The sequence below is a fragment of the Streptomyces sp. AC555_RSS877 genome, assembly GCF_019049245.1.
Classification (GTDB): Bacteria; Actinomycetota; Actinomycetes; order Streptomycetales; family Streptomycetaceae; genus Streptomyces.
Window position 1 is genome coordinate 25,697 of record NZ_JAGMUK010000005.1, and the last position, 25,387, is coordinate 51,083.

26 protein-coding genes are annotated in these 25,387 nt (G+C 71.1%); 12 read left to right on the forward strand and 14 right to left on the reverse strand.

The features are described from left to right. Positions 1-18: 18 nt before the first annotated feature. From KUM49_RS03020 to KUM49_RS03030, 3 genes are read right to left on the reverse strand one after another with little or no spacing between them, the layout of a single operon-like run. On the reverse strand, positions 19-2,505 hold the full coding sequence (locus KUM49_RS03020) for a DUF4132 domain-containing protein (protein ID WP_254400661.1): 2,487 nt from the start codon (positions 2,503-2,505) through the stop codon (positions 19-21). Then, the gene (locus KUM49_RS03025; protein WP_217235080.1) at positions 2,505-2,897 is read right to left on the reverse strand and encodes a hypothetical protein; all 393 of its coding nucleotides are present in this window, start codon (positions 2,895-2,897) and stop codon (positions 2,505-2,507) included. The genes KUM49_RS03020 and KUM49_RS03025 overlap by 1 nt, the downstream gene beginning before the upstream one ends. Before the next feature lie 58 nt (positions 2,898-2,955). Beyond that, on the reverse strand, positions 2,956-3,396 hold the full coding sequence (locus tag KUM49_RS03030) for a hypothetical protein (protein ID WP_217235081.1): 441 nt from the start codon (positions 3,394-3,396) through the stop codon (positions 2,956-2,958). A gap of 129 nt (positions 3,397-3,525) precedes the next feature. On the opposite strand from KUM49_RS03030, the gene KUM49_RS03035 reads away from it, so the two are divergent. From KUM49_RS03035 to KUM49_RS03055, 5 genes are all read left to right on the forward strand, one after another. After that, complete coding sequence (locus KUM49_RS03035; protein ID WP_217235082.1) at positions 3,526-3,936, forward strand: VOC family protein; 411 nt, start codon at positions 3,526-3,528, stop codon at positions 3,934-3,936. A gap of 105 nt (positions 3,937-4,041) precedes the next feature. Continuing rightward, complete coding sequence (locus tag KUM49_RS03040) at positions 4,042-4,437, forward strand: hypothetical protein (protein ID WP_217235083.1); 396 nt, start codon at positions 4,042-4,044, stop codon at positions 4,435-4,437. After that, positions 4,434-4,982, forward strand: a complete 549-nt coding sequence (locus KUM49_RS03045) for a DCC1-like thiol-disulfide oxidoreductase family protein (RefSeq protein ID WP_217235084.1) — start codon at positions 4,434-4,436, stop codon at positions 4,980-4,982. The genes KUM49_RS03040 and KUM49_RS03045 overlap by 4 nt, the downstream gene beginning before the upstream one ends. Positions 4,983-4,992: 10 nt before the next feature. After that, positions 4,993-5,739, forward strand: a complete 747-nt coding sequence (locus KUM49_RS03050; protein ID WP_217235085.1) for a TetR/AcrR family transcriptional regulator — start codon at positions 4,993-4,995, stop codon at positions 5,737-5,739. A 91-nt stretch (positions 5,740-5,830) separates the two neighbouring features. After that, positions 5,831-6,439: a Uma2 family endonuclease gene (locus KUM49_RS03055; protein ID WP_217235086.1), complete on the forward strand. Its 609-nt coding sequence runs from the start codon at positions 5,831-5,833 to the stop codon at positions 6,437-6,439. On the opposite strand, the gene KUM49_RS03060 is transcribed toward KUM49_RS03055, so the two are convergent. After that, a complete protein-coding gene (locus KUM49_RS03060) occupies positions 6,432-8,843 on the reverse strand; it encodes an MMPL family transporter (RefSeq protein WP_217235228.1) in 2,412 nt (803 codons plus the stop codon). The two genes, KUM49_RS03055 and KUM49_RS03060, sit on opposite strands and share 8 nt — an antisense overlap. Positions 8,844-9,008: 165 nt before the next feature. Between KUM49_RS03060 and KUM49_RS03065 the strand changes: the two genes are divergently transcribed. Together KUM49_RS03065 and KUM49_RS03070 are read left to right on the forward strand one after the other, a co-directional pair. After that, entirely contained in the window at positions 9,009-9,698 is a 690-nt protein-coding gene (locus KUM49_RS03065) for a response regulator transcription factor (RefSeq protein ID WP_217235087.1), read from the forward strand. Next, entirely contained in the window at positions 9,695-11,149 is a 1,455-nt protein-coding gene (locus KUM49_RS03070; protein WP_217235088.1) for a HAMP domain-containing sensor histidine kinase, read from the forward strand. The genes KUM49_RS03065 and KUM49_RS03070 overlap by 4 nt, the downstream gene beginning before the upstream one ends. A gap of 15 nt (positions 11,150-11,164) precedes the next feature. Here the strand turns inward: KUM49_RS03070 and KUM49_RS03075 are convergent, their stop codons facing one another. From KUM49_RS03075 to KUM49_RS03090, 4 genes are all read right to left on the reverse strand, one after another. Next, positions 11,165-11,566 carry an ATP-binding protein gene (locus KUM49_RS03075; RefSeq protein ID WP_217235089.1) on the reverse strand — a complete coding sequence of 134 codons (402 nt, stop codon included), beginning with the start codon at positions 11,564-11,566 and terminating at the stop codon, positions 11,165-11,167. A gap of 96 nt (positions 11,567-11,662) precedes the next feature. Further along, positions 11,663-13,216 carry an ABC transporter substrate-binding protein gene (locus tag KUM49_RS03080; protein ID WP_217235090.1) on the reverse strand — a complete coding sequence of 518 codons (1,554 nt, stop codon included), beginning with the start codon at positions 13,214-13,216 and terminating at the stop codon, positions 11,663-11,665. A 160-nt stretch (positions 13,217-13,376) separates the two neighbouring features. Next, positions 13,377-14,657, reverse strand: coding sequence for a metallophosphoesterase (locus KUM49_RS03085; RefSeq protein ID WP_217235091.1), 1,281 nt, complete (start codon positions 14,655-14,657; stop codon positions 13,377-13,379). Positions 14,658-14,696: 39 nt separating this feature from the next. Next, positions 14,697-14,936 (reverse strand): SCO4848 family membrane protein, encoded by a 240-nt coding sequence (locus KUM49_RS03090; protein WP_217235092.1) that lies wholly within the window; start codon positions 14,934-14,936, stop codon positions 14,697-14,699. Between the two features lie 91 nt (positions 14,937-15,027). On the opposite strand from KUM49_RS03090, the gene KUM49_RS03095 reads away from it, so the two are divergent. Then, complete coding sequence (locus tag KUM49_RS03095) at positions 15,028-16,344, forward strand: D-alanyl-D-alanine carboxypeptidase family protein (protein WP_374200125.1); 1,317 nt, start codon at positions 15,028-15,030, stop codon at positions 16,342-16,344. Here the strand turns inward: KUM49_RS03095 and KUM49_RS03100 are convergent. From KUM49_RS03100 to KUM49_RS03115, 4 genes are all read right to left on the reverse strand, one after another. Next, a complete protein-coding gene (locus tag KUM49_RS03100; RefSeq protein ID WP_217235094.1) occupies positions 16,292-17,200 on the reverse strand; it encodes a YihY/virulence factor BrkB family protein in 909 nt (302 codons plus the stop codon). The two genes, KUM49_RS03095 and KUM49_RS03100, sit on opposite strands and share 53 nt — an antisense overlap. Further along, positions 17,188-17,592, reverse strand: a complete 405-nt coding sequence (locus KUM49_RS03105; protein WP_217235229.1) for a GtrA family protein — start codon at positions 17,590-17,592, stop codon at positions 17,188-17,190. The genes KUM49_RS03100 and KUM49_RS03105 overlap by 13 nt, the downstream gene beginning before the upstream one ends. Positions 17,593-17,729: 137 nt before the next feature. Further along, positions 17,730-18,692: a decaprenyl-phosphate phosphoribosyltransferase gene (locus KUM49_RS03110; protein ID WP_217235230.1), complete on the reverse strand. Its 963-nt coding sequence runs from the start codon at positions 18,690-18,692 to the stop codon at positions 17,730-17,732. A 10-nt stretch (positions 18,693-18,702) separates the two neighbouring features. Next, positions 18,703-19,212 carry a phosphatase PAP2 family protein gene (locus KUM49_RS03115; RefSeq protein ID WP_217235095.1) on the reverse strand — a complete coding sequence of 170 codons (510 nt, stop codon included), beginning with the start codon at positions 19,210-19,212 and terminating at the stop codon, positions 18,703-18,705. Positions 19,213-19,345: 133 nt separating this feature from the next. Between KUM49_RS03115 and KUM49_RS03120 the strand changes: the two genes are divergently transcribed. Both KUM49_RS03120 and KUM49_RS03125 read left to right on the forward strand, forming a co-directional pair. Then, positions 19,346-20,701 carry an FAD-binding oxidoreductase gene (locus tag KUM49_RS03120; protein ID WP_217235096.1) on the forward strand — a complete coding sequence of 452 codons (1,356 nt, stop codon included), beginning with the start codon at positions 19,346-19,348 and terminating at the stop codon, positions 20,699-20,701. A gap of 64 nt (positions 20,702-20,765) precedes the next feature. After that, entirely contained in the window at positions 20,766-21,521 is a 756-nt protein-coding gene (locus tag KUM49_RS03125; RefSeq protein ID WP_217235097.1) for a decaprenylphospho-beta-D-erythro-pentofuranosid-2-ulose 2-reductase, read from the forward strand. Between the two features lie 75 nt (positions 21,522-21,596). Here the strand turns inward: KUM49_RS03125 and KUM49_RS03130 are convergent, their stop codons facing one another. Together KUM49_RS03130 and trpS are read right to left on the reverse strand one after the other, a co-directional pair. After that, a complete protein-coding gene (locus tag KUM49_RS03130) occupies positions 21,597-22,181 on the reverse strand; it encodes a 2'-5' RNA ligase family protein (RefSeq protein WP_217235098.1) in 585 nt (194 codons plus the stop codon). A 139-nt stretch (positions 22,182-22,320) separates the two neighbouring features. Then, a complete protein-coding gene (gene trpS / locus KUM49_RS03135) occupies positions 22,321-23,334 on the reverse strand; it encodes a tryptophan--tRNA ligase (RefSeq protein ID WP_217235099.1) in 1,014 nt (337 codons plus the stop codon). Between the two features lie 141 nt (positions 23,335-23,475). Here trpS and KUM49_RS03140 point away from each other — a divergent pair, with 141 nt between their 5' ends. Next, positions 23,476-24,045: an RNA polymerase sigma factor gene (locus KUM49_RS03140; protein ID WP_308406533.1), complete on the forward strand. Its 570-nt coding sequence runs from the start codon at positions 23,476-23,478 to the stop codon at positions 24,043-24,045. Then, positions 24,032-24,985 carry a hypothetical protein gene (locus KUM49_RS03145; RefSeq protein WP_217235101.1) on the forward strand — a complete coding sequence of 318 codons (954 nt, stop codon included), beginning with the start codon at positions 24,032-24,034 and terminating at the stop codon, positions 24,983-24,985. The genes KUM49_RS03140 and KUM49_RS03145 overlap by 14 nt, the downstream gene beginning before the upstream one ends. The last annotated feature ends 402 nt before the right edge of the window (positions 24,986-25,387 follow it).

Sequence of the window (25,387 nt, forward strand, 5' to 3'; positions counted from 1 at the left end):
GACCGCTGTGCGCGCGGATCACAGCTGGCTGAGGATCGTCGGATCCGTGATCGTCGTGTCGTCGGCCAGCATCATCGCCTTGCTGAGGATCACCGCCAGCATCCGGTCCCCCTCGTACGGCAGGTAGCCGGGCTGCGGTGCGCCCCCGTTGGACTTCGGGACGATGCACAGGTACCGGTCGTCCGGGGTCATCAGGATGTTGCCCGAGCCGAGGTGGATCTTGTACGTGTGGCGTTCGCCCTTCACGTGCAGGAAGCGGCCCTCCAGGGTGCAGCGGTCGGCGATCGCGAGGCGCGGTATCAGGCGGTCCAGGAGGAGGCGGCGGGTCTCGGCGCTCTGGTTGAGTTCGCCGAAGCCGTACGACGTCCAGTACTCGCGGAAGCGGCCGTCGGGGCCGCCGTCCTGCCAGGTCGGGTCGTTGCCGACGCTGGCGACGCCGACGAACAGGTCCACGTCGCGCAGGACTTCGGAGAGGACCAGGGGCGGGATGGCTTCGAGGGTGAGCGGGTCCACCGGGGCCGCGCCCTCGCGGAGCCACATGCGGTACTCACCGTGGTAGCAGTGCGCGGAGTTCTGCGGTGCGTCGATCGGGTAGAAGCGGACCTGGTCGGTGCGCAGGCGGAGGTAGCTGCCGGATTCGGTGGTGTCGACGCCGTAGTCCTGGCCGTCGCCCTCGATCCAGTACTCGGCGCGCAGGCCCCATTGCGGGAGGTCGCGGGTGGCCGGCGGTGCCTCGTCGTCGACGCACAGGCGGAGCTTGTTGCGCCAGCCCCGGATCGCGGCCAGGGAGTGGAACTGGTGCTGGCGGAGGAAGTGGGCCGCGAAGCGGTTCGAGTACGTGCCTGTCGTGCGCTCGGCGTCCGTGAGCAGGTAGACCTCGCGGTGGGCCTGCTTGAACGGCTGGGTGATCCCGTGCCGCTCCAGCCAGTCGCGCCAGGCGACGATCCCGGCGGGTTCGTGGCCGACGGGGTGCCAGAGCCGGACCTCGTGTCCCTCGCGGACGGGGTCGTCGGTGAGGGTGCGCAGCTCGCCCTCGGCGTATCCGGCCGTCTGGCCGTCGACCGTCCAGAGCAGGCGGCGGGCCAGGGTGCCGACCAGGGGGTGGTCGAGGTAGCGCTCGCGCCAGGTGGCGTACGGCCAGACCCGGCGGGCCAGGAACTGGCGGTCCAGGCGTTCGGTCTGGGCCGAGAGCATCTTGTCGATGTCCTTGACGGCCGCCTTGAGCTCCTTGAGTTCGTCGGCGTGGTCTCGCCGGATGGGCGCGGGCACCGTTTTGACCGGCTTGCCGGCCGCGTTGCGCCAGGTCAGCAGGGCCTTGGAGCCGCGGACCTCGAGCACGGCGGTGGCATCTCCGAACCGGTGCTCCGCACGGCCGACGTCCGTCAACCCGTAGGCCGGTACGGCCAGTTCCTCTATCTCCTCGCGGCTGAGGCCCATCGCCTCGGCGCGCGCGTCCAGGGCGGTGTTCAGCGGCTTGAGCGTGCCCTTGTAGGTGACGCGGGTGGCGAGGCGGGCGAGTTCGGCGAGGGCGGCCTCGCCGTCCAGCCGGGCGAGGGCGAGGACTCCGGCGTTGGCGACCTTGGGGTTCACGGGGCCGACGCCGGGGACCTTGCGCAGGGCCGTTTCGACGAGGGCGCCGAGGGTGCGGGCGGTCCCGGCGTCCGCGGGAAGGAAGGAGAGCAGCCAGGTCAGGCCGCGCAGGACGTTGGCGTTGTAGGGGTCGAACGTGTCGTTGGGGTTCGCGCTGTAGTGCGAGGCCAGCAGTGGGCGGGTGCGGGGCCTGCCCACCAGGCCCAGCCAGGGCAGCAGGCGCGCGCGCACGTCATCGGGGCCGATGCCGTCGATCAGCGCCCGCCCCTCCCGCTCCCACTTTGCCGACGGGCGGGCGGCGGTGGCGGTGGCGGCGTGGGCGACCAGTCGGAGCCAGTCCTCGCCGAGGCCGGCGAGGTCCGTGAGCGCCCGGTCGGACCATGCCTCACCGGGGTTCACGACGGGGCTGGTGAGGCGTGCGGCGAGCGGACCCAGCACACTTGCCCCGTTCCACAGCATCACCTGCGAGCGGCGGATCAGGGCGACGAAGTCGCCGGGCAGCTCGCGGCCCTCGGCGAGTTCGAGTTCGGCGAGCCGGATCAGCTGCTGCGGTTCGTACTGCACCTCCTGCTCGGACGCCAGGCTGATCAGTGCGGCCCGGGTGTCCTGCGACTGCCCCTCGATCACTTCCTCGCTCCGGAGGGCGTTGAGCAGGTGCACGATGCGGCGACGGGCCACCGAGCCGTCCTGCAACTCGTGGTACCGGCCGGCCAGGGCGTGCACCAGCCGCGCCCGGAATCCGTGGTCCGCCGCCCGCAACGCGTCGACGACCTTGCGGCCCTCCCAGCCCCAGTGGTCGTCGAGCATGTCGCCGAGCGCGAGCAGTTCGGGTACGAGGGGTTCGACGTCCTCGGCGGCGATCAGCGCCAGAACCTCGCGGACCAGCCGGGCGTACTCGGCGGGAGAGGCGATCATCAGCCACCCACCAGCGGTACGAGCTTCAGGAACGTGACCTCGGTCCCGAGCTCCAGCTCGATCTCCTCGTCCGGGTCCGTGACCTGACGGTCCCCGACCAGCACGAGGAAGCCGTTGCCCGCGAAGGCCTGGAGGGCGAGTTCCGTCTGTGTCTCGGGGTCTATCCGCCGCGGCGTCCGCAGCGCGTACCCGTTCAGCACCCGCTCGGTGTCCTCGGGCTGCACCAGCCCCTGGAACACCCCCGGTGTACGCGCGTTGTACTCGGCGACCTCCTGGAACACCCGACGCCGGATCAACTCCCGCACGGCGAGCCGCTCCTCGGCGATCTCGAGTCCCCAGCCGTCGCTGCGGCTCCCGCTTGTCGTCTCGTCGACGAACGTCACGATTCCCATGGAGCCGACAGTACGAGGCACCACTGACAACGGGCCCTGCCCCGGCACCGAGCCGGCGTCATCTCACGGCCGGCCTGCTCCACTCCCGCGCGTCCGCCCTGCGCATCAGCTCCACCGCGGCCTCGGCGTCGCCGCTCACGAGGGGATGCACGAGCTCGACGTAACGCAGCTGGCCGGCCAGGGACTTCTTCATCCGCCTGAGGCTGCGGGCGCTGAACGAGACACCGCCGGGCCGGTCGACGGCGCCCGCGGCGAGGGCCAGCTTCTCGACGCTCACCTTGCAGAGGGTGGCTTCCGTCTCGCGGCACGCGTGGATCTCGACGTAGCCGTCCCACAGGCCCAGGACCACCTCGTACCGCACGTCGGAGCCGGTGTAGGTCGCGACGGCGATCGGCAGGCCGGGCTCTCCTTCGCCCGGTCCCTCGAGACCGAGCCGCGCCGCGACCTCGGCACAGGTCTCGCGCACCTCCGCGAAGAAGACCTTCACCCCCGGAACCATCCACGCCCCCTGCGCCGCAGCCCTGCCGAGGTTTCAGCGTAGCGGTCGAAGGGGCGGCGCCTCGGCCCAATGAGTGACCCCGCGGACAGCCCGCCCGGCGAGGGGCACCCCCGCACCTAACCTGATGGCATGTCAGATGACGAGTCGTACGAACTGCTCGGTTTCGACAACCTGCTTCTGCCTGTCGGGAACCTCGCCGAAGCCGTCGGGTTCTACGAGCGCGCCGGGTTCACGGTGGGGTTCCGGTTCGACGAGGGCGGGATCGCACTGCTCAAGGTCGGCGGCGAGACGCCCGGGATCCTGCTCCGAGTGGAGGAGGGGTTCGGGCACCGACCGCCTCCCTGGCCCTGCACGCGCGCGTGGCTGGAGGTACCGGACGCGCGTCGCGCCGCGAAGGAGCTGGCCGCCGGGGGCATCACCCCGCTCGACGCGCCCTTCTCGACCGCCACCGGCTGGACCGTCGAGGTCGCCGATCCATGGGGGAACGTCATCGGGTTCACGGACTACAGCAAGCGGCCGGAGCTCGCACGGAGGGCGTGACGCAGATCCCATGCCCCTCTGCCACCCAGTCTGTTGAACACGTTCAAAAACGGGACTACAGTCTGCCCTGTCAGCGTTTTGAACGCGTTCAAGAAGGGGTGGGGCATGGACCGCACCGTCATCGCCTACGTCATCTACCTGCTGGTCAGCATCGCACTGACCATCTGGGTGGCCCGCACGCTCAGCCGCAACGGCCGCGTCTTCCTGTCCGACGTGCTGCGCGGCAACGAAAGCCTCGCCGACGCGGTCAACCACCTCCTGGTGGTCGGCTTCTACCTCGTCAACCTGGGCTTCGTGGCGCTCTACCTCAGCGGTGACGGGACCATCGAGGACACGCGCGGCATCTTCGAGGCCCTGTCGACCAAGCTCGGCGTGGTGCTGCTGGTGCTCGGCGTCATGCACCTGGGGAACGTGTACGTGCTCAGCCGGATCCGGCGGCGGAGCGTCATGGAGCAGGAGCAGGTGCCGCCGGTCGCACCGCAGGACTGGGTCCGGGCGTGAGCACCGTGACGTCCACCGGAAGCCGGGGCGCCGAGCGCGTCCCGGTCCGCCGGCTCACCGTCCTGTACGACGCCGAGTGCTCCCTGTGCGCCTTCCTGCGCGACTGGCTCGCGCGGCAGCCGCAGCTGGTGCCGCTGGAACTGGTGCCCGCCGGGTCGGACGAGGCCCGGCGGCGGTTTCCCGGCCTCGACCACCGGGCCACCCTCGACGAGATCACCGTCGTGGGTGACGCGGGGCAGGTCTATCGCGACACCGCCGCCTGGATCGTCACCCTCTGGGCCCTGCGCGCGTACCGGCCGCTCGCGCACCGCCTGAGCACGGCGTCCGGCGCGCGGCTCGCCAAGGGCGCGGTGCTCGCCGCGGCCAAGTGGCGCGGGGCGCAGTGGAGCGGACGACGAGGCTACGAAGGGCCGTGGGGCCCGGGCGGTGCGGGTCGGTGGGACGGGACGGTGTACCGCCGCGCGGACGGGTGGACGTACGACCCCGCCCAGGGATGGTCGTACGGCCCACCGGCCTGCGACAGCGGTACCTGCGCCACTCGTTAGGCTCCGTTCCGTGCCTGCGAACAACGACGGCCCCGATGAGGGCGGTAACCCGAGCAAGTCCGAGCAGACCCGCGCGCTCATCCTGGAGACGGCGATGCGGCTGTTCCAGGAGCGCGGCTACGACAAGACGACCATGCGGGCCATCGCCAAGGAGGCCGGGGTCTCCGTGGGCAACGCGTACTACTACTTCGCGGGCAAGGAGCACCTGATCCAGGGCTTCTACGACCGGATCGCCGCCGAACACCAGGTGGCGGTCCGGGAGGTCCTGGCCCGGGAGACCGACCTGGAGGCGCGGCTCGCGGGCGTCCTGAGGGTGTGGCTGGACATCGCGACCCCGTACCACGAGTTCGCGGTGCAGTTCTTCAAGAACGCCGCCGACCCGGACAGCCCGCTCAGCCCCTTCTCCCCCGAGTCGGAGCACGCACGCGTGGAGGCCGTCAGCATCCACCGCCAGGTGCTCGCCGGGGCGAAGACCAAGGTGCCGGAGGAACTGCGGGACGTTCTCCCCGAGTTGATGTGGCTCTCCCAGATGGGGCTCGTGCTGTATTGGATCTTCGACCGCACGGAGGGCCGCGAGCGGAGTTACCGGCTCGCCGAGCGGGGGGCGCGGCTCACCGCGCGGGGCGTGTCACTGGCCCGGTTCCGGGTGCTGCGGCCGCTGGTGCGGGAGGTGCACGAGCTGTTCACGGACTTCCTGCCGGGGATGACGAAGATGATGCCGGATCCGGGGGCGGGGGCGAGGGGGCGGGCGGAGTGATCCACGATCGCGTGCAGCGGTGCGAACGGGACACCTCGTATCCGGCCTGCCTACGATGATGCTCTCGATACCGGCCCACAGGAGGCACGTGATGTCCGCAGCATCCGTCGAGCGGCCCCACGGCGACCGTCCGCAGATCGCGGAGGCGAACCGAATCATGGACCGCCTTCCGGGGTACCGCGTCGAGATCATCGGAGGCCTGATCATCGTGTCCCCGCCCCCCAACGGTGCTCATGCTCGCGCGCTCTCCAGGTTGAGGCGCCCCTTCGCTGCAGCGGGGCTGGACGGCGGTGAAACCGAAATCCTCGAGGGACTTGGGCTCTGGCTCCCTGCCGACGCCGAAGACTTCGCCATCCCCGACCTCGTTGTTGTGGACGCCGATTTCGAGGACCATCTCGTCGAGAACAACTGTTACGACCCAATCGCCTTCCGCCTCGTCCTGGAAGTCACGTCCAGCAACTACCAGAACGACCTCCGCGGCAAGGTCACCGCATACGCCCAGGCGAAGATCCCCGTCTACGTCATCGTCGACCGCCGGCATCAGCGCCTCCACGTCCTGACCGAACCCGCCGGGGACACGTACGCCAACCACCGCGTCCACGCTCCCGGCGAGCTCGTCACCCTGCCCGACTCCCTCGGCTCCAAGGTCACCCTCGACGTGGACGAGATCCTCAAGGCCGGGCAGCCGAAGGCTAGTTGACCGCGTCCACCTCCCCTTCTGCCAGCTCCACGTCACACACCAGCGGCCCGTCCCCGACCACCACCTGCCGCGCCCGCGACCCGAACGACGGAGCCGTCGTCGCCAGCAGATACGTCCCCGGACCCGGCACCGACACGATGTACGAGCCGTCCGCGAGGGACACCACCCGGTCCAGCTGACGTCCGCCCGCCGACAGCAGCGTCACCGCCGCCTCGGGGACCGGCGCGCCGTCCGCCGTACGGACGAAGCCGTGGACGGCCGAGGCGGGGCCTCCCTCGGCAGCAGGTGCTTCCGCAGGAACCGCCTCCTCCTTCGGCTCCACCGCCAGATGCGGCAGCCGCTTCTCCAGCCACACCGGCAGCCACCAGTTGGAGTCACCGAGCAGGTGCATCGCGGCCGGCACCAGCGCCGTACGCAGGATGAACGCGTCGAGAGCGACCGCGGCGGCCAACCCCACGCCGGCCATCGCCGCCCCGTAGTCGCCGCTGAGCACGAACGCCATGAAGACGCACACCATGATCAGGGCCGCGGAGTTGATGACGCGACTGGTCTCCGCGAGCCCCACCCGCACCGCTCGCGCGTTGTCCTTGGTGTGCACCCACTCCTCGTGCATCCGGCTGACCAGGAACACCTGGTAGTCCATGGAGAGGCCGAAGAGCAGGGACAGCATGATGATCGGCAGGAAGGCCGCGATCGGGCCCTCCTGGCCGAGACCGAGCAGGTCCAGGCCCCAGCCCCACTGGAAGATCGCGACCAGGACGCCGAAGGAGGCCGCCGCCGCGATCAGGTTCATCAGGGCGGCCGTCAGGGGGACCACGACGGAGCGGAAGGCGATCAGCAGCAGGACGAAGCCGAGGCCGATGATCGTCGCGATGAAGTACGGCAGTCGGTCCGCCGTCACCGACGCGAAGTCCTTCGAGACCGCTGTCACGCCGCCGACGTGGGCCTGGACGTCGGCCTCCGGGATCACCCGGTCGCGCAGGGTGTCGATGAGGCGGTCGGTCTCCACGGCCTGCGGTGAGGTCGTGGGGACGACCTGGATGACCGTCACGCCGTTCGCCGGAGGCGCCGAGAACGCCTGGGCGACGCCCTCCGTCTTCCTGATCGTCGCGACCAGGCTCTCCCCCGGGTCGCCGTTCACGACCACCTGGAGCGGGCCGTTGAAGCCGGGACCGAAGCCCTCGGCGAGCAGGTCGTACGCCTTCCTGGTCGTCGTCGACGCGTCGTCGTTGCCCTGGTCGACCGTGCCCAGACGCAAGGACAGCAGCGGCAGGGCGAGGACGGCCATCACGACGACGGCCAGCGCGGCCACCGAGCGCGGGCGGCGCTCGACGGTGGCCGACCAGCGGGCCGCGAGGCCGCTCGCGCGCTCCACCGCGGGGCCCTGTGCGGCCAGCCGGCGCCGCTGCCGACGGCTGAGCACCCGGTGGCCGAGGACACCGAGCAGCGCGGGCAGCAGGGTGACGGCCGCGAGGACGCTCAGGACGACGGTCAGCGAGGTGCCGATGACCACGCCGTCCAGGAAGCGCAGGTTCGTCACCAGCATCCCGGCGAGCGCGATGCACACCGTGCCGCCCGCGAACAGCACGGCCCGGCCGGAGGTGTTGAGTGCGGTGACCGCCGCCTCCTCCGGGTCCTGGCCGCTCAGGATGCCCTTGCGGTGCCGGGTGACGATGAACAGGGCGTAGTCGATGCCGACGCCCAGGCCGATCAGCGTGGAGAGCAGGGAGGCCAGTTCGGGCACGTTGGTGACGTGGCTGATCAGCTGCGTGGAGAACAGGCCGGTACCGACGCCGAACAGGGCGATCAGGATCGGCAGCAGCATCGCGAACACCGAGCCGAAGGCCAGGAACAGCACGACGGCCGCGGCGAGGATGCCGACGATCTCGGCGGTGCCGGTCGGCGGCTCCTGCACGCGCGTGATGGCCTGGCCGCCGAGCTCGACCTGCAGACCGTCGCCGCCGGCCTTTTCCGCGGTGTCGACGACGTCCTGGACCAGGTCCTTGGGTACGGCGTTCGCCTGCTCGGCGAAGGTGACCTGGGCGTACGCGATCCGCCCGTCCTTGCTGATCTGGGCGGCGCCCTGCGCTCCGTACGGGTCGGTGACCTCGCCGACCCCCTTCATGGCGCCGATCTCCCGCAGCGCGGGTTCTATTCGGGACCGTACGGAGTCGTCCCGTACGGAGCCCTCGTCGACCTTCCACACCACCGTGTCGGTGTCGCCCGCGCGCTCCGGGAAGGCCTTGGCCATCAGGTCGTACGCGCGCTTGGAGTCCGTGTTGGGCAGGGAGAAGACCTCCGCGTAGTTCGTGCCCGCGCTCGAACTCGCCGCGCCCAGGCCGAACAGCGCCCCCACCCACAGCAACAGGACCACCAGCCGGTGCCGGTAGCACCAGCGTGCCAATGTCGCCACGCCAAAAACCCCCTCATAGTCCGGTCGGTCCCCCCAGGTCCTGGGCAACAGAATTGGCGGTGGCACGCGCGCGTGGACATGCGAATCCCGTGACTCTCAAGGAACTCCAAAGCGGGAACCGGCCCCGCTGTCAGTGCCCGCGCCGATACTGGGAGCATGACGACGGCTCCAGGCACCGTGCTGGTGGTGGAGGACGAGGAGAGCATCGCGGACGTCCTCGCCATCGCGCTGCGCTACCACCGGTTCGAGGTGATGACGGCGGGCACCGTCCGCGAGGCGCTCGCGCTCGCGGAGCGCACGAGGCCCGACGCCGCGCTGCTCGACGTCATGCTGCCGGACGGGGACGGGCGGGCCCTGGGGCGCCAACTGCGCGACCAGCGCCCCGACCTGGCGCTCGTCTTCCTCACCGCGCGCGACTCGCCCGCCGAGGTGGTCGGCGCGCTCGGCTTCGGCGACGACTACATCACCAAGCCGTTCAACATCGACGAGGTCGTCGCGCGGATCACCGCGGTGCTGCGCCGCACCCGCCCCGCCGACGTCCTGCCGCAGCGCCCGCCGCTGCGCTACGGCGACCTGGAACTGGACGAGACGACGTACTCGGTGCACCGCGCGGGCCGCTCCGTCGAGCTCACCCCCACCGAGTACGCCCTGCTGCGCTTCCTGGTGCGCAACGGCGGCCGGATCGTGCCCAAGGAGCAACTCCTGCGCCACGTCTGGCAGTACGAGCACACCCCGTCCGAGTCGACCGTCGTCGAGACCTACATCAGCTATCTGCGGCGCAAACTCGAAGTCCTGGGGCCGCCGGTGATCACCACCCGGCGGGGTGTGGGATACGGGCTGGCATGAGGAGCCGGTTCCTTCAGCGCAAGCGTTACGTCCACTCCCTGCGCGCCAAGCTGACGCTGGCGAACGTGGCGCTGCTCGCCCTCGGCATCGCCGCGGCGACCGCCGTGAGCGTGATGGGCATGCGGTACTACCTGCTCGACCAGGTCGACACGGACCTGACCAAGACCCGTGACTCGCTGGGCAGTTCACAGCTCACCCTGCGGGCGATCGACTCGCTCAGCGGGCTGGGCTTCGTGCGCGACCGGCTCGACCCGGGGCAGAGCGACGAGCAGCCCACGCCGGACTCGATCTTCGCCGCGGTCGACAGCCGGGGCGAGGCCGTCGGCATCCTCGGCTTCGCGCCGACCGACGCCCAGCGCGGTCTGGCGGACGAGGTCGGCGACCCGCGCACCCTGACCGAGGACCCCGAGCCGCACGACGTCACCGTGCAGGGCTCCGCCTATCGCGTGACGGCCACCCGGCTCGCCGACGGCACCTTCATCCTGCTCGCCACCTCCACCGACGCCGTCCACCACGGCGTCGCCAAGGCCGTCAAACTCGACCTCGCCATCGGCACCCTGCTGCTCGCGCTGCTGGCGTGTCTGACGATGTTCAGCGTCCGGCGCCGGATGCGGCCGCTGGAGGACATGGTGGAGACCTCGTCGGCGATCGCCGAGGGCGACCTGACCCGGCGTGTCCCCTCCAGCAGCGAGGCCACTCTGGAGGTCGAACAGCTCCGCGTCGCCCTCAACTCCATGCTCCACCAGGTGGAGTCGGCGTACCGCACGCGCGAGCGCAGCGCGGCCCAGCTGCGCCGCTTCGTCGGCGACGCCTCGCACGAGCTGCGCACCCCGCTGTCCGCGATACGCGGCTACCTCCAGCTGTATGACAAGGGCATGCTCACCGACCCGAGCCAGCGCAAACGCGCCTGGGACCGGATGAACGGCGAGGTCGACCGCATGGGCCGGCTCGTCGACGAGCTGCTGACCCTCGCCCGCCTCGACCAGCAACCCGAGCTCCGCTTCCGGAATGTCGACATCAGCCGCCTGGTCCGGGACGCCGCCGAGGATCTGCGGGTGCAGCAGCCGGGGCGGCCCCTCACGGTCGACGCCGACGGCTCCCTGCTGGTGCACGCCGACGAGTCGGGGCTGCGCCAGGTGCTCGGGAATCTGGTGGCCAACGTGCGCACGCACACGCCGGCCGACGTGCCGGTGCGGCTCGGTGTGGAGCGGGCGGACGGGGTCGTACGGCTGTGTGTCGCGGACCAGGGACCCGGGCTCGGACCGCAGGACGCGGCGCGTGTCTTCGACCGTTTCTTCCGGGCCGCCGGGGGCGCGGGCAGCGGGCTCGGCATGGCGATCGTGCAGGGGGTGGTGCGGGCCCACGACGGCGAGGTGACGGTGCGGACGGCGCCGGGCGAGGGACTGGCGGTGACGGTCACACTGCCGGCGGGGGCGGCCGTACGGTCGTGATCCACCCGTTCCGCTTCAGGTGTGGGTGAGGACGAGGGCCCACACGGTCTTGCCGTGCCGGCCCCTGCTCCACACCCCCCAGGCCGCGGCGATGTTCTCCACCAGGTGCAGGCCGCGGCCCGCCTCCTCGGCCTCGTCCACGACGCGCAGCCGGGGCTCCACCCGGCCCTCGTCGGAGACCTCGATGAGACAGGAGCCGTCGGCGAGGGCGGTCACCGCCACCTCGAACTCCCGCTCGAGGAGCGGCCCGTGGCGTACGACGTTGGTGGCCAGCTCGGACACGAGCAGTATCGCGTCGGCCAGCGCCCGGCCGTCCGGGGCGTGGCCCCAGTCGGCCAGATGGTCCCGGACCCGGTGCCGGGCGAGACCGACGGAAGCCGGATGCCGGGGCAGCCGGAAGGAGTTGCGTCTCAACACGTTTGCCCCTCACCCAGCACACACCTCCCTCACATGGTGCGGTCTCGGATGGCCGCCCGGCATCACTCGGACGAAGGTCGCCACCGCGAGATCGCGTCAGATCCAGGTGAGGCGCCAGAGGCGGAAGACTCCGGTGCCGTCCGAGAGGTACTGGCCGCCGCCGACGTTCTCGTTGCTGACGACGTACTCCTTGGCCTGCCACAGCGGGATGACCGGAACGTCGCGGGCGACGGCCTGCTGCAGCTCGCGGAAGTCCTCGGTGGCCTCGGTGCGGTCGGCGTACTGCTGGCTGGTGCGGATCAGCCGGTCCACGGCCTTGCTGCTGTAGCCGGTGTTCATGGTCCCCGCGGTGCCGACGAGCGGGGAGCCGAAGGTGTCCGGGTCCGGGTAGTCGGCCACCCAGCCGACGGCGTACGCGTCCAGCTTCCCGGACGCCCACTGCTTCTGGAAGCCGGTCCACTCGTAGCCCTTGAGGGTCACCTTGAACAGGCCGTCCGCCTCCAGTTCCCGCTTGAGTTCCGCGGCTTCCTGGGCGGCGGCGCCGCGGCCCTTGGCGTAGCCGTAGGTGAAGCGGACCGGCAGGCTCACCCCGGCCTCGGTGAGGAGCTTCTTGGCCTTGTCCTTGTCCAGCTTGGGGTAGAGGTCGAAGAACGACGTGGTGTGGCCGGTGATGCCGGTCGGGATCAGCGAATAGAGCGGGTCGACGGTCCCGTCGTACACCGTGGCGGCCAGCCGGTCGCGGTCGATCAGCCAGGCCATGGCCTGCCGGACCCGGGGGTCGTGCAGCGGGGATCCGGCGCGGGTGTCGAGGTACAGGTTGCGGGTCTCGGAGCTGTCGGCCACGGACACGCGCTGGTTCGGGTCGCTGGTGTTCAGCCCGGCGAGGACCCCGGGCGGCAGCTGCCGGGTGGCCACGTCGACCTGCTTCGCCTTCCAGGCGGCGTCGAGCTTGGCGGCGTCGGCGTAGTAGCGCAGTTCGACGGGGCGTCCGGTGTCCTTGAGGGCGCCCTCGTAGCGCTCGTCGGGCTTGAGGACGGCCTTCTTGTCCTTCGTGTACGCCGTCAGGTCGTACGGTCCGGTGCCGTCGGCGCCCGCGTCGGTGCGCAGGCGGTCCGCCGGGTACGCGGTGCGGTCGACGATCGCGCCGGCTCCGGTGGCCACCTTGAACGGGAAGGTGGCGTCGGCCGAGGACAGCCGGAAGGTGACGGTGAGGTCGTGCGCGCTGACCGAGCGGAGGGTGCTCAGCAGGGACGCGGGGCCGACCTCGGAGTTGATCTTCTTGACCCGGTCGAAGGAGTACTTCACGTCCTCGGCGGTCATCGTCCGGCCGCTCGGGAAGGTGAGGTCCTTGCGCAGTTCGCAGCGGTAGGTGCGCAGACCGCTGCCGACGAAGGCACAGCTTTCGGCCGCGTCCGGGACGGGGGTGGCGCCGCCCGGCTCGAAGGTCAGCAGTGACTGGAAGACGTTGCTGAAAAGCGCCCAGGAGCCGGCGTCGTAGGCGCCGGCCGGGTCGAGCGACGTGACGGCGTCCGTGGTGCCGACCGTGATGGTGTTCTCGTCGTCCTGCGACGGCAGCAACTGCCAGCCACCCACTCCGGCGGCCGCCAGCACCAGCAGCGTCGCGATGATCCGCACGCGAACCGATCGCATCGGTCTGCCCTCCCCAGGCCCCTGGTGGACCGCAGCTCACAAGCCACTGCCCTAGCGGCGCGGATCAATTAACCACAGGTGTTTCACCTGGGGGAAGAGGGATTTGGGGAGTTGGAAAAGACATTACCGCAAGCGGTTTCGGCCACGTTTCACTGTGCCCTCACAGCTTCGACGCCAGTTCGATCACGGTGATGTCCGACTCGGCTCCGACCCGGGTCGGCGGGCCCCACGCGCCCGCGCCCCGGCTGACGTACAACTGCGTGTCGCCGTAGCTCTCCAGGCCGGCGAGGGTCGGGTTCGCGGCCGAGGCGATGAAGTTGCCCGGCCAGAGCTGGCCGCCGTGGGTGTGGCCGGAGAGCTGGAGGTCGACGCCGTGCTCGACGGCGTCGTGGATCTGCACCGGCTGGTGGGCGAGCAGCACGCACGCGCGTGCCGGGTCACGGTCGCCGAGCGCCTTGACGAAGTCGGGGCCCTGGCCCTCGCTCTCGCCCGCCACGTCGTTGACGCCGGCGAGGTCGAAGTGGGCCAGTTCGGTGCGGGCGTTCTCCAGCGGGCGCAGGCCGAGCCGCCGTACCTCATCGACCCATTGTTCGGCGCCGGAGAAGTACTCGTGGTTGCCGGTGACGAAGAAGCTTCCGTGGCGCGCCCGCAGTTGGGCCAGCGGGGCCGCCGCCGGCCCAAGGTCCTTCACGCTGCCGTCGACCAGGTCGCCCACGATCGCGATCAGGTCGGGCTGGGTGCCGTTGATCGTGTCGACGACCTTCTGGGCGAAGCCGCGGCCCAGCACCGGGCCCAGATGGATGTCGCTGACCACGGCGATCCGGTAACCGTGCGCCGCGCGCGGCAGCTTGGCCAGCGGCACGGTGACCCGCTTGACGGTGGGGCCGTTCAGGACGCCGTACGTGCCGTAGCCGACGGTCCCGAGGGCCACGGCGGCGGCGGCGCCCCCGACGACCCGGGAGACGAACAGACGGCGGGAGGGAAGGGCCGCCGGGGTGGCCGCAGCCTCGGGGGCCGGCTCCGGCTCAGGGGTCGGCTCCGGCTCGGAGTCATGCTCCGGTCCGGGCGGGATGGGCGCCCCTCCGGCCGGGACCGGCTCCGCCCGGCGTACGGCCGTCTCGGCGCCCGCCCGCCGCTCCAGGAACCGCCGCAGCAGCGGTCGTACGGCCTCACCCGCGACCACGGCCAGCAGCAGGTAGATCGACAGGGCCATCCACAGGAAGCCCGGCCAGGCCAGGACCCGCTGGAGCCAGAACGGCGCACCGGCGCGCTCGGCCACGATGGCCGTGACGGTGAGCAGCCAGCCGCCCGCGATCAGCACCGCACCGGCGCGGCGCACCGGTCCGGGGGCCCGGGTCGTGTCGCGGAACAGGCGTCTGTAGAGGTACCAGTTGGTCGTCACCAGGACGGCCAGGGTGAGCAGTACGAAGAGTATGACCACGGTCTCGTGTCCCCCGTTGTGGGCTGTCAGGCCTGTCGGTTATGACGTGCGGCGCAATGCGCGCACGGAACGCAACCCGATGCCCCCGACGACCGTCCCCAATACGAAGGAGACGACGGCGAGCACCAGGTGCACCCAGAAGTACGCCGTCGGGTGACCGTCGTCGAACGCGAGCCCACTGCTGTCCTTGATCAGGTTTTTGACGAAAGTGACCCAGATGACCCAGCTCCACACCCCGAAGGCGAGCAGGAACCAGGAGAGGGGGCGGCTGAGCTTCATGCGTCCAGTATCGCCGCCGGGTGTCCGGTTCCTTGGCCGGGGTGGGGAGGCAGACGGGACTTCACGCGCTGTGCCATGTACGTTCCTGACCGTGCCCGCACCGAAGAAGACCGTCAGGCGATCCCTGCTGGTCACCTCCGTCGTCCTGTCGTCGTTCACGCTGACCGCGCCCGTCTCGCTGGCGGCCCCGAGTCCGTCGCCGAGCCCGTCCACGAGCCCGTCCACGAGTCCGTCGGCCACTCCCCCGGCGGACATGTCGACCGTCGGCGGCGAACGCCTCGGCCGGCCCGGGGCGCAGGTCAATCTCGCGAGCGGCGTCCCGGTGCTGCCCAAGGATCTGAGCGCGCGTTCGTGGATCGTCGCCGACGCCGAGTCCGGCGACGTACTGGCCGCCAACAACGCGCACTGGCGGCTGCCCCCGGCGAGCACCCTGAAGATGCTGTTCGCCGACACGGTGCTGCCGAAGTTCGCGAAGACCGAGAAGCACAAGGTCGTCCCCTCCGACCTGGCCGGCATCGGTTCCGGCTCCAGCCTGGTCGGGATAAAGGAAGGCGAGACGTACACGGTCCACGACCTGTGGCTCGGCGTCTTCCTGCGCTCCGGCAACGATGCCGTGCATGTGCTGTCGCAGATGAACGGCGGCATCAAGAACACCGTCGCGGAGATGAACGCGCACGCCGAGGAACTCCAGGCCCTCGACACGCACGTGGTCAGCCCCGACGGCTACGACGAGGCCCGCCAGGTCTCCTCCGCGTACGACCTGACCCTGATCGCCCGCTCCGGGCTGCAGAAGAAGGACTTCCGCGAGTACAGCTCGACGGTCAGCGCGAAGTTCCCGGGCAAGACGACGAAGAACAAGAAGGGCAGGACCAGCCGCGAGTCCTTCGAGATCCAGAACACCAACCGGCTGCTGACCGGCGACTCCGACGTCTCCGTCTACCCGGGCATCGCGGGCGTCAAGAACGGCAACACCACCAATGCCGGCGCCACCTTCACCGGCGTCGCCGAGCAGGGCGGCAAGGTGCTGCTCGTCACCGTCATGAACCCCGGGAAGGACGAGCACAACGAGGTCTACAAGGAGACCGCCAAGCTCCTCGACTGGGGCTTCAAGGCGGCCGGCAAGGTGGAGCCGGTGGGTGAGCTGGTGCCGCCGAGGAGCGCCGCGCCGGCGAGCGCCCAGCCGGGGGCGAACGCCTCCGGGGAGGCGGGCGGCGCGAACGCCGGGGGCACGGAGGCCGGCGCCTCGTCGAAGCCGGTGGCGTCCGCCACCACCGAGGGCGGCTCCGAGGGCATGGGCATCGCGCTCGCGATCACCGGCGGTCTGCTGGTGCTGCTCGCGGGGGCCGGGTTCCTGGTCAACCGCCGCTGGCCGCTGCCGGATCTGGTACGTCGCCGTCCCCGTCCGTAGGTTCGTCCTCCTTGCTCTGCGTCGCCGTCCACGCGGCGCAGAACAGCACCAGCTTCGACGTGAAGTTGATCCACAGCAGCAGGGCGACGGGGACGCCGAACGCGCCGTACATGCTCTTCGTGGCCACACCCTGCATATAGCCGCTGAGCAGCAGCTTCAGCAGTTCGAAGCCGACCGCGCCGGTCAGCGCGGCCACGATCAGGCGGCGGCGTGGGGGCTCGACTCCCGGAAGCAGTGTCAGGACGTAGAGGAGCAGCAGGAAGTCGGCCAGTACGGCGACGAGGAACGCGGCGATCCGCAGCAGGACGCTGCCCCAGCCCTCGCTGTCGATGCCCAACTGGTCGGTGATCCAGCCGACCATGGCGGAGGCCACGGTGGACGTGGCGAGCGTGACCAGGACGGCTCCGCCGAGGCCGACCAGGATGCCCAGGTCCTTGGCCTTGCGCAGGAGCGGGTTCTCCTCCTCGTCGGGCAGCTCCCAGACCGCCCGCAGGCACTCGCGCGTCGAGCCCGCCCAGCCGATGCCGGTGAACAGCAGGACGGCGCCCGCGATGAGGCCGACGGTGCCGGCGTTCTGCACCAGGCCGTCGATGTCGAGCTGGTCGGAGATGCCGGGCACCTGCTCGGCGATCTTGTCCTCCAGCGTGCCCTGGCGCTCCTCGCCGAGCGTGGCCGCGGCGATCGAGGCGGCCACGGTGAGCAGCGGGAAGAGCGCCACGAAGCTGGTGAACGTCATCGCGGCGGCCAGCCGAGTCCACTTCACCCGGTCCAGCCGGTCGTACGACCGCCACGCGTGCGTGACGGTCAGGCGGGCGACCAGCGGCCCGACTCCGGGGAGTTTTTTCAGCCAGTCCATGATCCGACTGTGCCCTGGTTGCGGAAGACCAATGTCCTGGTCCCCCAAAAACGCAGGATGGTGGCGAGGGCCATGCCGATTCCCGCGCCGGAGACGGTGTCGGCGCGCTGCGAGGTGAGGCCGAGGCCGTAGTGGCTGACGGCGAGACACAGGAGCTGCACGAGGGCGCCGGCGAGGTTCACGGCGAAGAAGACGGCGTACGGGCGCAGCCCCTTCGGCTGGGTGCCCCGGTAGGTGCCGAGGGTATTGCCCAGGTAGGCCACCGAGCAGCCCGCGACGAAGGAGAGCGCCTTGGCGGTGAGGGGGTCGAGCCCGGCCGGGCCGCGCAGGCAGGTGAAGAGGGCGAGGTCGGCGGCGTAGGCGAGGAGCCCGACGGTGGCGAAGCCGGGGATTTCCCCGCGGCTCGCCCACGCGCGCGTGCCCGGCCGGCCACTTCGGCCTTCCGACGCGCGCGTGCCCGGCCGGCCGCTTCGGCCTTCCGACGCGCGCGTGCCCGGCCGGCCGCTTCGGCTTCCCCACGCGCGTGTGCTCACCAGTTGGCCACCGCCAGGGCGTACATCGCGACCCACATCAGCCCGATGAGGGCGAGTGCGCGGTCGCGCAGGACGACGTCCTCGGGTTCGCCGGCCGTGCCGCGGTCGGCGAAGACGGCGTACCTGAGGACGGCGAGAACGAACGCGACCATGGACAGCTGCCGCCAGGGCAGGACGCTGGTGTGCGGGACCCCGCCCTCCTCCAGGGCCCACAGGCAGTAGCCGAGGACGGCGACACCGGCCGCCAGCTGCCACACGAAGCGCAGGTACCCGGTGGTGTACTCGGTCAGCAACGCGCGCGTGGCGCCGGCTTTCCCGGCCATCTGGACGGCTTCGGAGTAGCGCTTGGCCGACACCATGAACAGGGCGCCGAAGCCGGTCGTGATCAGGAACCACCGCGACAGCGGGATGCCGAGCGCGAGCCCGCCGACCATCGCCCGCATCAGGAAGCCGGTCGTGACGACGACGAGGTCGATGACCAGGACGTGCTTGAGGCTGACGCAGTAGGCCAGTTGCATGCCCAGGTACGCCGTCAGGAGCGCCGCGACGGCGGGCGAGACCAGCCAGGCCGCGGCGGCCGGCGCGAGGACGCCGAGGGCGCCTCCGACGGCGTAGGCGACGGCTACGGGGACCTGCCCGGCGGCGACCGGGCGGCGGCGCTTGGTGGGATGGGATCGGTCGGCTTCGGCGTCGCGGGCGTCGTTGATCAGGTAGACGGCGGCGGCACAGGCGGTGAAGAGGGCGAAGACGAGCGCGAGTTGGGTGAGGGCGTGCCGGGAGAAGAGCTGGCCGGCGGCGGCCGGGGCGGCCACGACCAGGACGTTCTTGACCCATTGCCTGGGGCGCGCGGTCCTGACGAGCCCTCCCAGCAGGGAGCCCTTGCGGGGCGGTGCGGGCTTCCGCAGGGGCGTGCGCTGTTCCAGTACCAACGTCTCGCGGGTGCGTGCGCTGCCTGTCATCGGCGCGGTCTCAGTCACGCACGCTCCCTCGGATCCAACGCGCCCCGATACGCGCCGTGAGCACCCCAAGGGCCGCGCCCGCCGCCACGTCGGAGGGGTGGTGCACACCGACGACCAGGCGCGACAGGCACATCGCGGCGGCCAGCGGCGGAACGGTGTACGCCCCCAGCGCACCGAAGGCGACCGCGGCGGCCGCGGCGGAGGTCGCGTGCGAGCTCGGGAAGGAGTGCCGGCCCGCGGTGCGTACCAGGGGCTCGACATGCGCGGGACGCGGACGGCGCACCACCCTTTTCACGCCCATGCTGACGAGGTGCGCGCCCGCCGTGAGCGCGGTGCCGCGCAACCAGGCGCCGCGTCGCGGGCCGTCCACGGCGGCTCCCGCGAGGCCTGCCGCGAGCCACAGCGCGCCGTGCTCGCCCGCCCAGGACAGGGCGCGCGCGGTGTTCGCGATGTGCGGGTCGCGGCCGTACGCCCTCAGCGCCGAAAGGATTCGGTGGTCCATGTCGTCGAGATCGTCCATGTGGACTCACTGTTCACGTCAGCACCGCCGGATCTCCGGCAATATAGGGCGACATCCCATTAATCACCCATTTCGGGGATGAGGTGAATGTTTCCAAACTAATCGCCCACTAAGGGGCGATACGGTCGCCGACATGTCTGCCGACACCGTTTCCGTCACCGGCTGGGGCCGCACCGCTCCCACCTCCGCGCGTCTGATCCGCCCACGGACGTACGAGGAGGCCGCGGCCGCCGTCCGGGACTGCGGGGCCCGCGGGGGCATCCCGAGAGGCCTGGGGCGGGCCTACGGGGACGCGGCGCAGAACGCCGGTGGGTCCGTGTTCGACATGACGGGTCTCGACCGCATCCACGTCATCGACGCCAGTGAGGGGATCGTGCTGTGCGACGCCGGCGTCTCCCTGCACCGGCTGATGCACGTGCTGCTGCCGCTCGGCTGGTTCGTGCCGGTCACACCCGGCACGCGCTACGTCACCGTCGGCGGCGCGATCGGCGCGGACATCCACGGCAAGAACCACCACGTGTCGGGCTCGTTCTCCCGGCACGTCCTGTCGCTCGAACTCCTCACCGCCGACGGCGAGGTCCGCACGGTCGGCCGTGACACGCCGCTGTTCGACGCGACGACCGGCGGCATGGGCCTGACCGGCATGATCCTCACCGCGACGGTCCGCCTCCAGCCGGTCGAGACCTCGCTCATGTCGGTCGACACCGAGCGTGCGCGGGACCTGGACGACCTGATGGCCCGTCTGACGGCCACCGACCACCACCACCGCTACTCCGTCGCGTGGATCGACCTCCTGGCGCGCGGCGCGGCGACGGGCCGCGCGGTACTGACCCGCGGCGACCACGCCCCCCTGGAGGCACTGCCGGAACGCACGCGCGCGCGTAGGGACCCGCTGGCCTTCCGCACCTCCCACCTTCCGGCGGCCCCCGCCTTCCTCCCGGAGGGCCTTCTCAGCCGGACGACCGTAGGCCTGTTCAACGAGTTCTGGTTTCGCAAGGCCCCACGCGCGCGTACCGGCGAACTTCAGAAGATCTCCACCTTCTTCCACCCTCTGGACGGCGTCCCCCACTGGAACCGGATCTACGGCCGCGGCGGCTTCGTGCAGTACCAGTTCGTCGTCGGCCACGGCCAGGAGGACGCCGTGCGCCGGATCGTGCGCCGCATCTCGCAACGCCGGTGCCCGTCCTTCCTCGCCGTCCTCAAGCGCTTCGGGGACGCCGACCCGGGCTGGCTGTCCTTCCCCGTGCCCGGCTGGACCCTGGCCCTGGACATCCCGGCCCACCTGCCCGGCCTCGGCGCCTTCCTCGACGAACTGGACGAGGAGGTCGCCGCGGCCGACGGGCGCGTCTACCTCGCCAAGGACTCCCGGCTGCGCCCTGAACTGCTCACCGCGATGTACCCGCGCCTGCCCGACTTCCGCGCGCTGCGGGCGGAGCTGGACCCGCGCGGGGTCTTCACGTCGGACCTGTCCCGTCGCCTCGACATCTGAACAACACCCCCAGGCCGCCTCACCCTCTTCAGCCGCACGGCTGGGGCCACCTCTAGGAGCTGTCGTGAAGGACGCCTTCGGCATCCCCCAGTCCCTGCTCGTCCTCGGCGGCACGTCGGAGATCGCGCTCGCCACCGCACGCCGCCTGATCGCCCGCCGGACCCGCACGGTGTGGCTGGCGGGACGCCCCACGCCCGACCTGGAGGAGGCCGCGGAGCACCTGCGCGGCCTCGGGGCCGAGGTGCACACCGTCCCCTTCGACGCGCTCGATCCCGACTCCCACGAGACGACGCTCGGCAAGGTCTTCGCCGAGGGCGACGTCGACATGGTGTTGCTCGCCTTCGGGATCCTCGGCGACCAGGCACACGACGAACGCGAACCGTCGAGCGCGGTGCGCGTCGCGCAGACCAACTACACGGGAGCGGTGTCCGCGGGGCTGGTCGCCGCGCGCGGGCTGCAGACCCAGGGCCACGGCTCCCTCGTGGTGCTGTCCTCCGTGGCCGGCGAGCGCGCCCGCCGCTCCAACTTCATCTACGGCTCCAGCAAGGCCGGCCTCGACGCCTTCGCCCAGGGCCTGGGCGACGCCCTGCACGGCACCGGCGTGCACGTGATGGTCGTACGCCCCGGATTCGTCCGCACGAAGATGACCACGGGCCTGCCGGAGGCACCCCTCACGACGACGCCGGAGACGGTCGCCACGGCGATCGAGCTGGGGCTGCGCCGCCGAACGGAGACCGTGTGGGTACCGGGAGCGCTGCGGGTGGTGATGTCGGCACTGCGGCACGTACCGCGGGCGGTGTTCCGGCGACTGCCGCTGTAACCGTGGTCACAGCGGGCCTGTAACTGTGGTTACAGGCCGTTCGCAACCGTGGTCACCGCTGGTTGGTCACCGTGGTCACAGCTGGCTTGTCGGCAGCGAACCGCGCTCGACGCGCGCCGGCTGCGGCGGCACCACCGTGCCGCCGAAGACGTACTCTCGCAGCTTGCGCCACACGCCGTCGGCGCCCTGTTCGTAGAGCGCGAAACCGGTGCAGCGCCACTCGGCCCGGTAGTCGGCCAGCTCCTCGAACGCGCGGTCCATGGCCTCGTCGTCGATGCCGTGCGCGACCGTCACGTGCGGGTGGTACGGGAACGGCAGTTCGCGGGCCACGGGGCCCGAGGCGTCCCGGACCTGCTTCTGCAGCCAGGTGCACGCCTCGGCGCCGTCGGCCACCTGGACGTAGACGACGGGCGACAGCGGTCGGAACGTACCCGTGCCCGACAGGAGCATGGGGAAGGGCCGGCCGACCGCGGCGACCTCGGTCAGGTGCGCCTCGACGGCCGGCAGCGCGGCCTCGTCGATCTCCGTCGGCGGCAGCAGCGTGACATGCGTGGGAATACCGTGAGCTGCCGCGTCGCCGAAGCCCACGCGCAGCTGCTGGATCAGGCTGCCGTGAGGCTCCGGGACCGCGATCGACACGCCGATCGTTACGGTCCCCACGTCGTCTCCTGTCGTCCTGTCCGGGTGCGTTCCCAGCCGTCCGGCTATCGACTGTACGGCCACGGCCGTGTTGTGGGCAGGCGCAACCGTAGTGATGTGCAGCGCTCTGCCCTGTCGTGCGCTTGTGCGGTCGTACGCCTCAGTGCTTGGCGGGCAGGAAACCCACCCGGTCGTAGGCCTGCGCGAGGGTCTCCGCGGCCACGGCACGCGCCTTCTCCGCGCCCTTGGCCAGGATCGAGTCCAGCGTCTCCGGGTCGTCCAGGTACTGCTGGGTGCGCTCGCGGAACGGCGTCACGAACTCGACCATGATCTCGGCGAGGTCCGTCTTGAGCGCGCCGTAGCCCTTGCCCTCGTACTTCTGTTCCAGCTCCGCGATCCCCTCGCCGGTGAGGGTCGAGTGGATGGTGAGCAGGTTGCTGACGCCCGGCTTGTTCGCCGGGTCGAAGCGGATGACGGTGTCGGTGTCGGTGACCGCGCTCTTGACCTTCTTGGCGGTGGCCCTGGGCTCGTCGAGGAGGTTGATGAGCCCCTTCGGCGTGGACGCCGACTTGCTCATCTTGATCGACGGGTCCTGAAGGTCGTAGATCTTCGCCGTCTCCTTGAGGATGTACGGCTTCGGGACGGTGAAGGTCGCGCCGAAGCGGCCGTTGAACCGCTCGGCGAGGTCACGGGTGAGCTCGATGTGCTGGCGCTGGTCCTCGCCCACCGGGACCTCGTGCGCCTGGTACAGCAGGATGTCCGCGACCTGGAGGACCGGGTACGTGAACAGGCCGACGCTGGCGCGGTCGGCGCCCTGCTTGGCCGACTTGTCCTTGAACTGGGTCATGCGGGACGCCTCGCCGAAGCCGGTGAGGCAGTTCATGACCCAGGCGAGCTGGGCGTGCTCGGGGACGTGGCTCTGGACGAAGAGCGTGCAGCGCTCCGGGTCGAGACCGGCCGCGAGGAGCTGGGCGGCGGCGAGCCGGGTGTTGGCACGCAGGTCCGCGGGATCCTGCGGGAGCGTGATCGCGTGCAGGTCGACGACCATGTAGAACGCGTCGTGGGACTCCTGCAGGGCCACCCACTGGCGGACGGCGCCGAGGTAGTTGCCGAGGTGGAACGAGCCTGCGGTGGGCTGGATTCCGGAGAGCACGCGGGGTCGGTCAGAGGCCATGCTCACCATTCTCTCAGGTGTCGGGGGCCGATCCGGAACTGGTCGGAATCAGATGGGACTCGGGTGGAACCGATCCGGCCCGAGCGGTGTACCAAGAATGTGAGGACGCGGGAGGGGGGCCGCATCGTCGATGAGGCCGCGGTGATCGCACGCGTACGCGCCGGAGACCCGGAGGCGTACGCGGACCTGGTGCGGGCCCATACGGGCCTCGCGCTCAGGGCGGCTGCCGCGCTCGGGGCGGGTGCGGACGCGGAGGACGTGGTGCAGCAGGCCTTCGTCAAGGCGTACTGCGCGCTGGGCCGGTTCAAGGACGGCGCGTCGTTCAAGCCGTGGCTGTTGTCGATCGTGGCCAATGAGACGAGGAACACAGTGCGGACGGCGGCCCGGCAGCGGACGCTCGCCGGCCGTGAGGCGGCCTTCGCGGAGGCGGACCCGCTGATACCCGAATCGGCGGATCCCGCTGTGGCCACGCTGGAGACGGAGCGCCGCGCCGCGCTGCTGGCCGCCCTGGAGAAGCTGACCGAGGAGCACCGCCTGGTCGTCACCTACCGCTATCTGCTGGAGATGGACGAATCCGAGACGGCCCAGGCCCTGGGCTGGCCCCGAGGGACGGTGAAATCCCGGCTCAACCGCGCACTGCGGAAGATGAGCCGACTGCTGCCGGATTTCCAGCCCCGGGAAGCTCGGGAAGGGGGTGATGAGCGTGAGTGAGGAGCGGAAGCGGGATGCCTACGGCGGTGAGGGCAGCGCCGGCGACCAGGGCGGGGGGCGTCGGCGCGGCGAGGCCGCCCGGCTGCCGGAGGAGCTGCGGGCGCTGGGGCGTTCCCTGGACCCGCCCGGTGGTGCCGCGGCCGAGTCGATGGTCGAGCGGGTGCTGGAGCGGATACTCGCCGAGCAGGTCCCCGTTCCGGTGGCCGAGCCGCCGAGGGCCGGTGATCGGCTGCGGGCGGCCCGGTACTGGACGCGGGCGCGGTGGCGGTCGCTGACCGCGACGCTGTGCGGTCTGCTGACGCTCCTCGCGCTCACGCCCCCGGTGCGTGCCGCGGTCCTGGACTGGTTCGACTTCGGCGGGGTCGAGGTGCGGTACGACCCGTCGGCGGCGCCGTCGACCGGCGCCGAGGTGCCCGGCTGCGGGCGGCCCGTGTCGCTCGCGCAGGCCGAGCGCGAGGCCGGGTTCGAGCCGCTGGTCCCTCCGGCGCTGGGCGCGCCGGACACCGTGTCGGTCAGCGACGAGCCGCAGGGGCGGTTCCTGGTGAGCCTGTGCTGGCGCGAGCAGGGACGCACGGTCCGCCTGGACCAGTACCCGGCCAGTCTGGACGTCGGCTTCGCCAAGAGCGTGCCCGAGCAGCCCGCGTGGATCGTGCTGAACGAGGACCCCGCCGACGCCGGCACTTCGACGAACACGGCCCTGTGGTTCCCGCGACCTCACCTGCTGAGCTTCTGGCTGGTGGATGCGGACGGCTCCCGCCACACCCGCGAGAAGCGGACCGCGGGGCCGACGCTGCTGTGGATGCACAGCTCCGGCGGCTCCGGCACCGGCGGCACCGGCGGCTCGCACGTGACGCTGCGGCTGGAGGGCGTGGCGTCGCAGGGGCGGGCGGTGGAAATCGCGAAGTCCCTCGACGGGGCGCCGGAGGCGTCTGCGAAATAGTGCGGGCGGAGTGGGAACCCCGACGGGCCGGGCGGTGTACCAGAAGTGACACGCGGCTCGTGGACGGGCCGCACAGGGGACGGGCCGGCTTGGCAGGGGGTTCGAATGCGCGGGATCGGGACCAGGGACCGTATCCGGACCGGGACCGGGATCGGGACCGGGACCGGGTGGAGCCGTCGATGTCGTGAACTGGCGGCCGTGACAGGGGCTTTGGCGGTGACGTTGGCGGTGACGCTCTGGAGGGCTTCGCTGATACGCCGCGCGGCGGCCCGGCCGGGTGCCGGACCGCCGCGGGAAGAACCACGACAGGAGTTGATCGGTCTATGAGCCGGACCGACGCGACGGCCCCGGGCGACGAGCCGAGACCGTCGAACCACGCCACGAGGCGAGACCGTCGGCCCA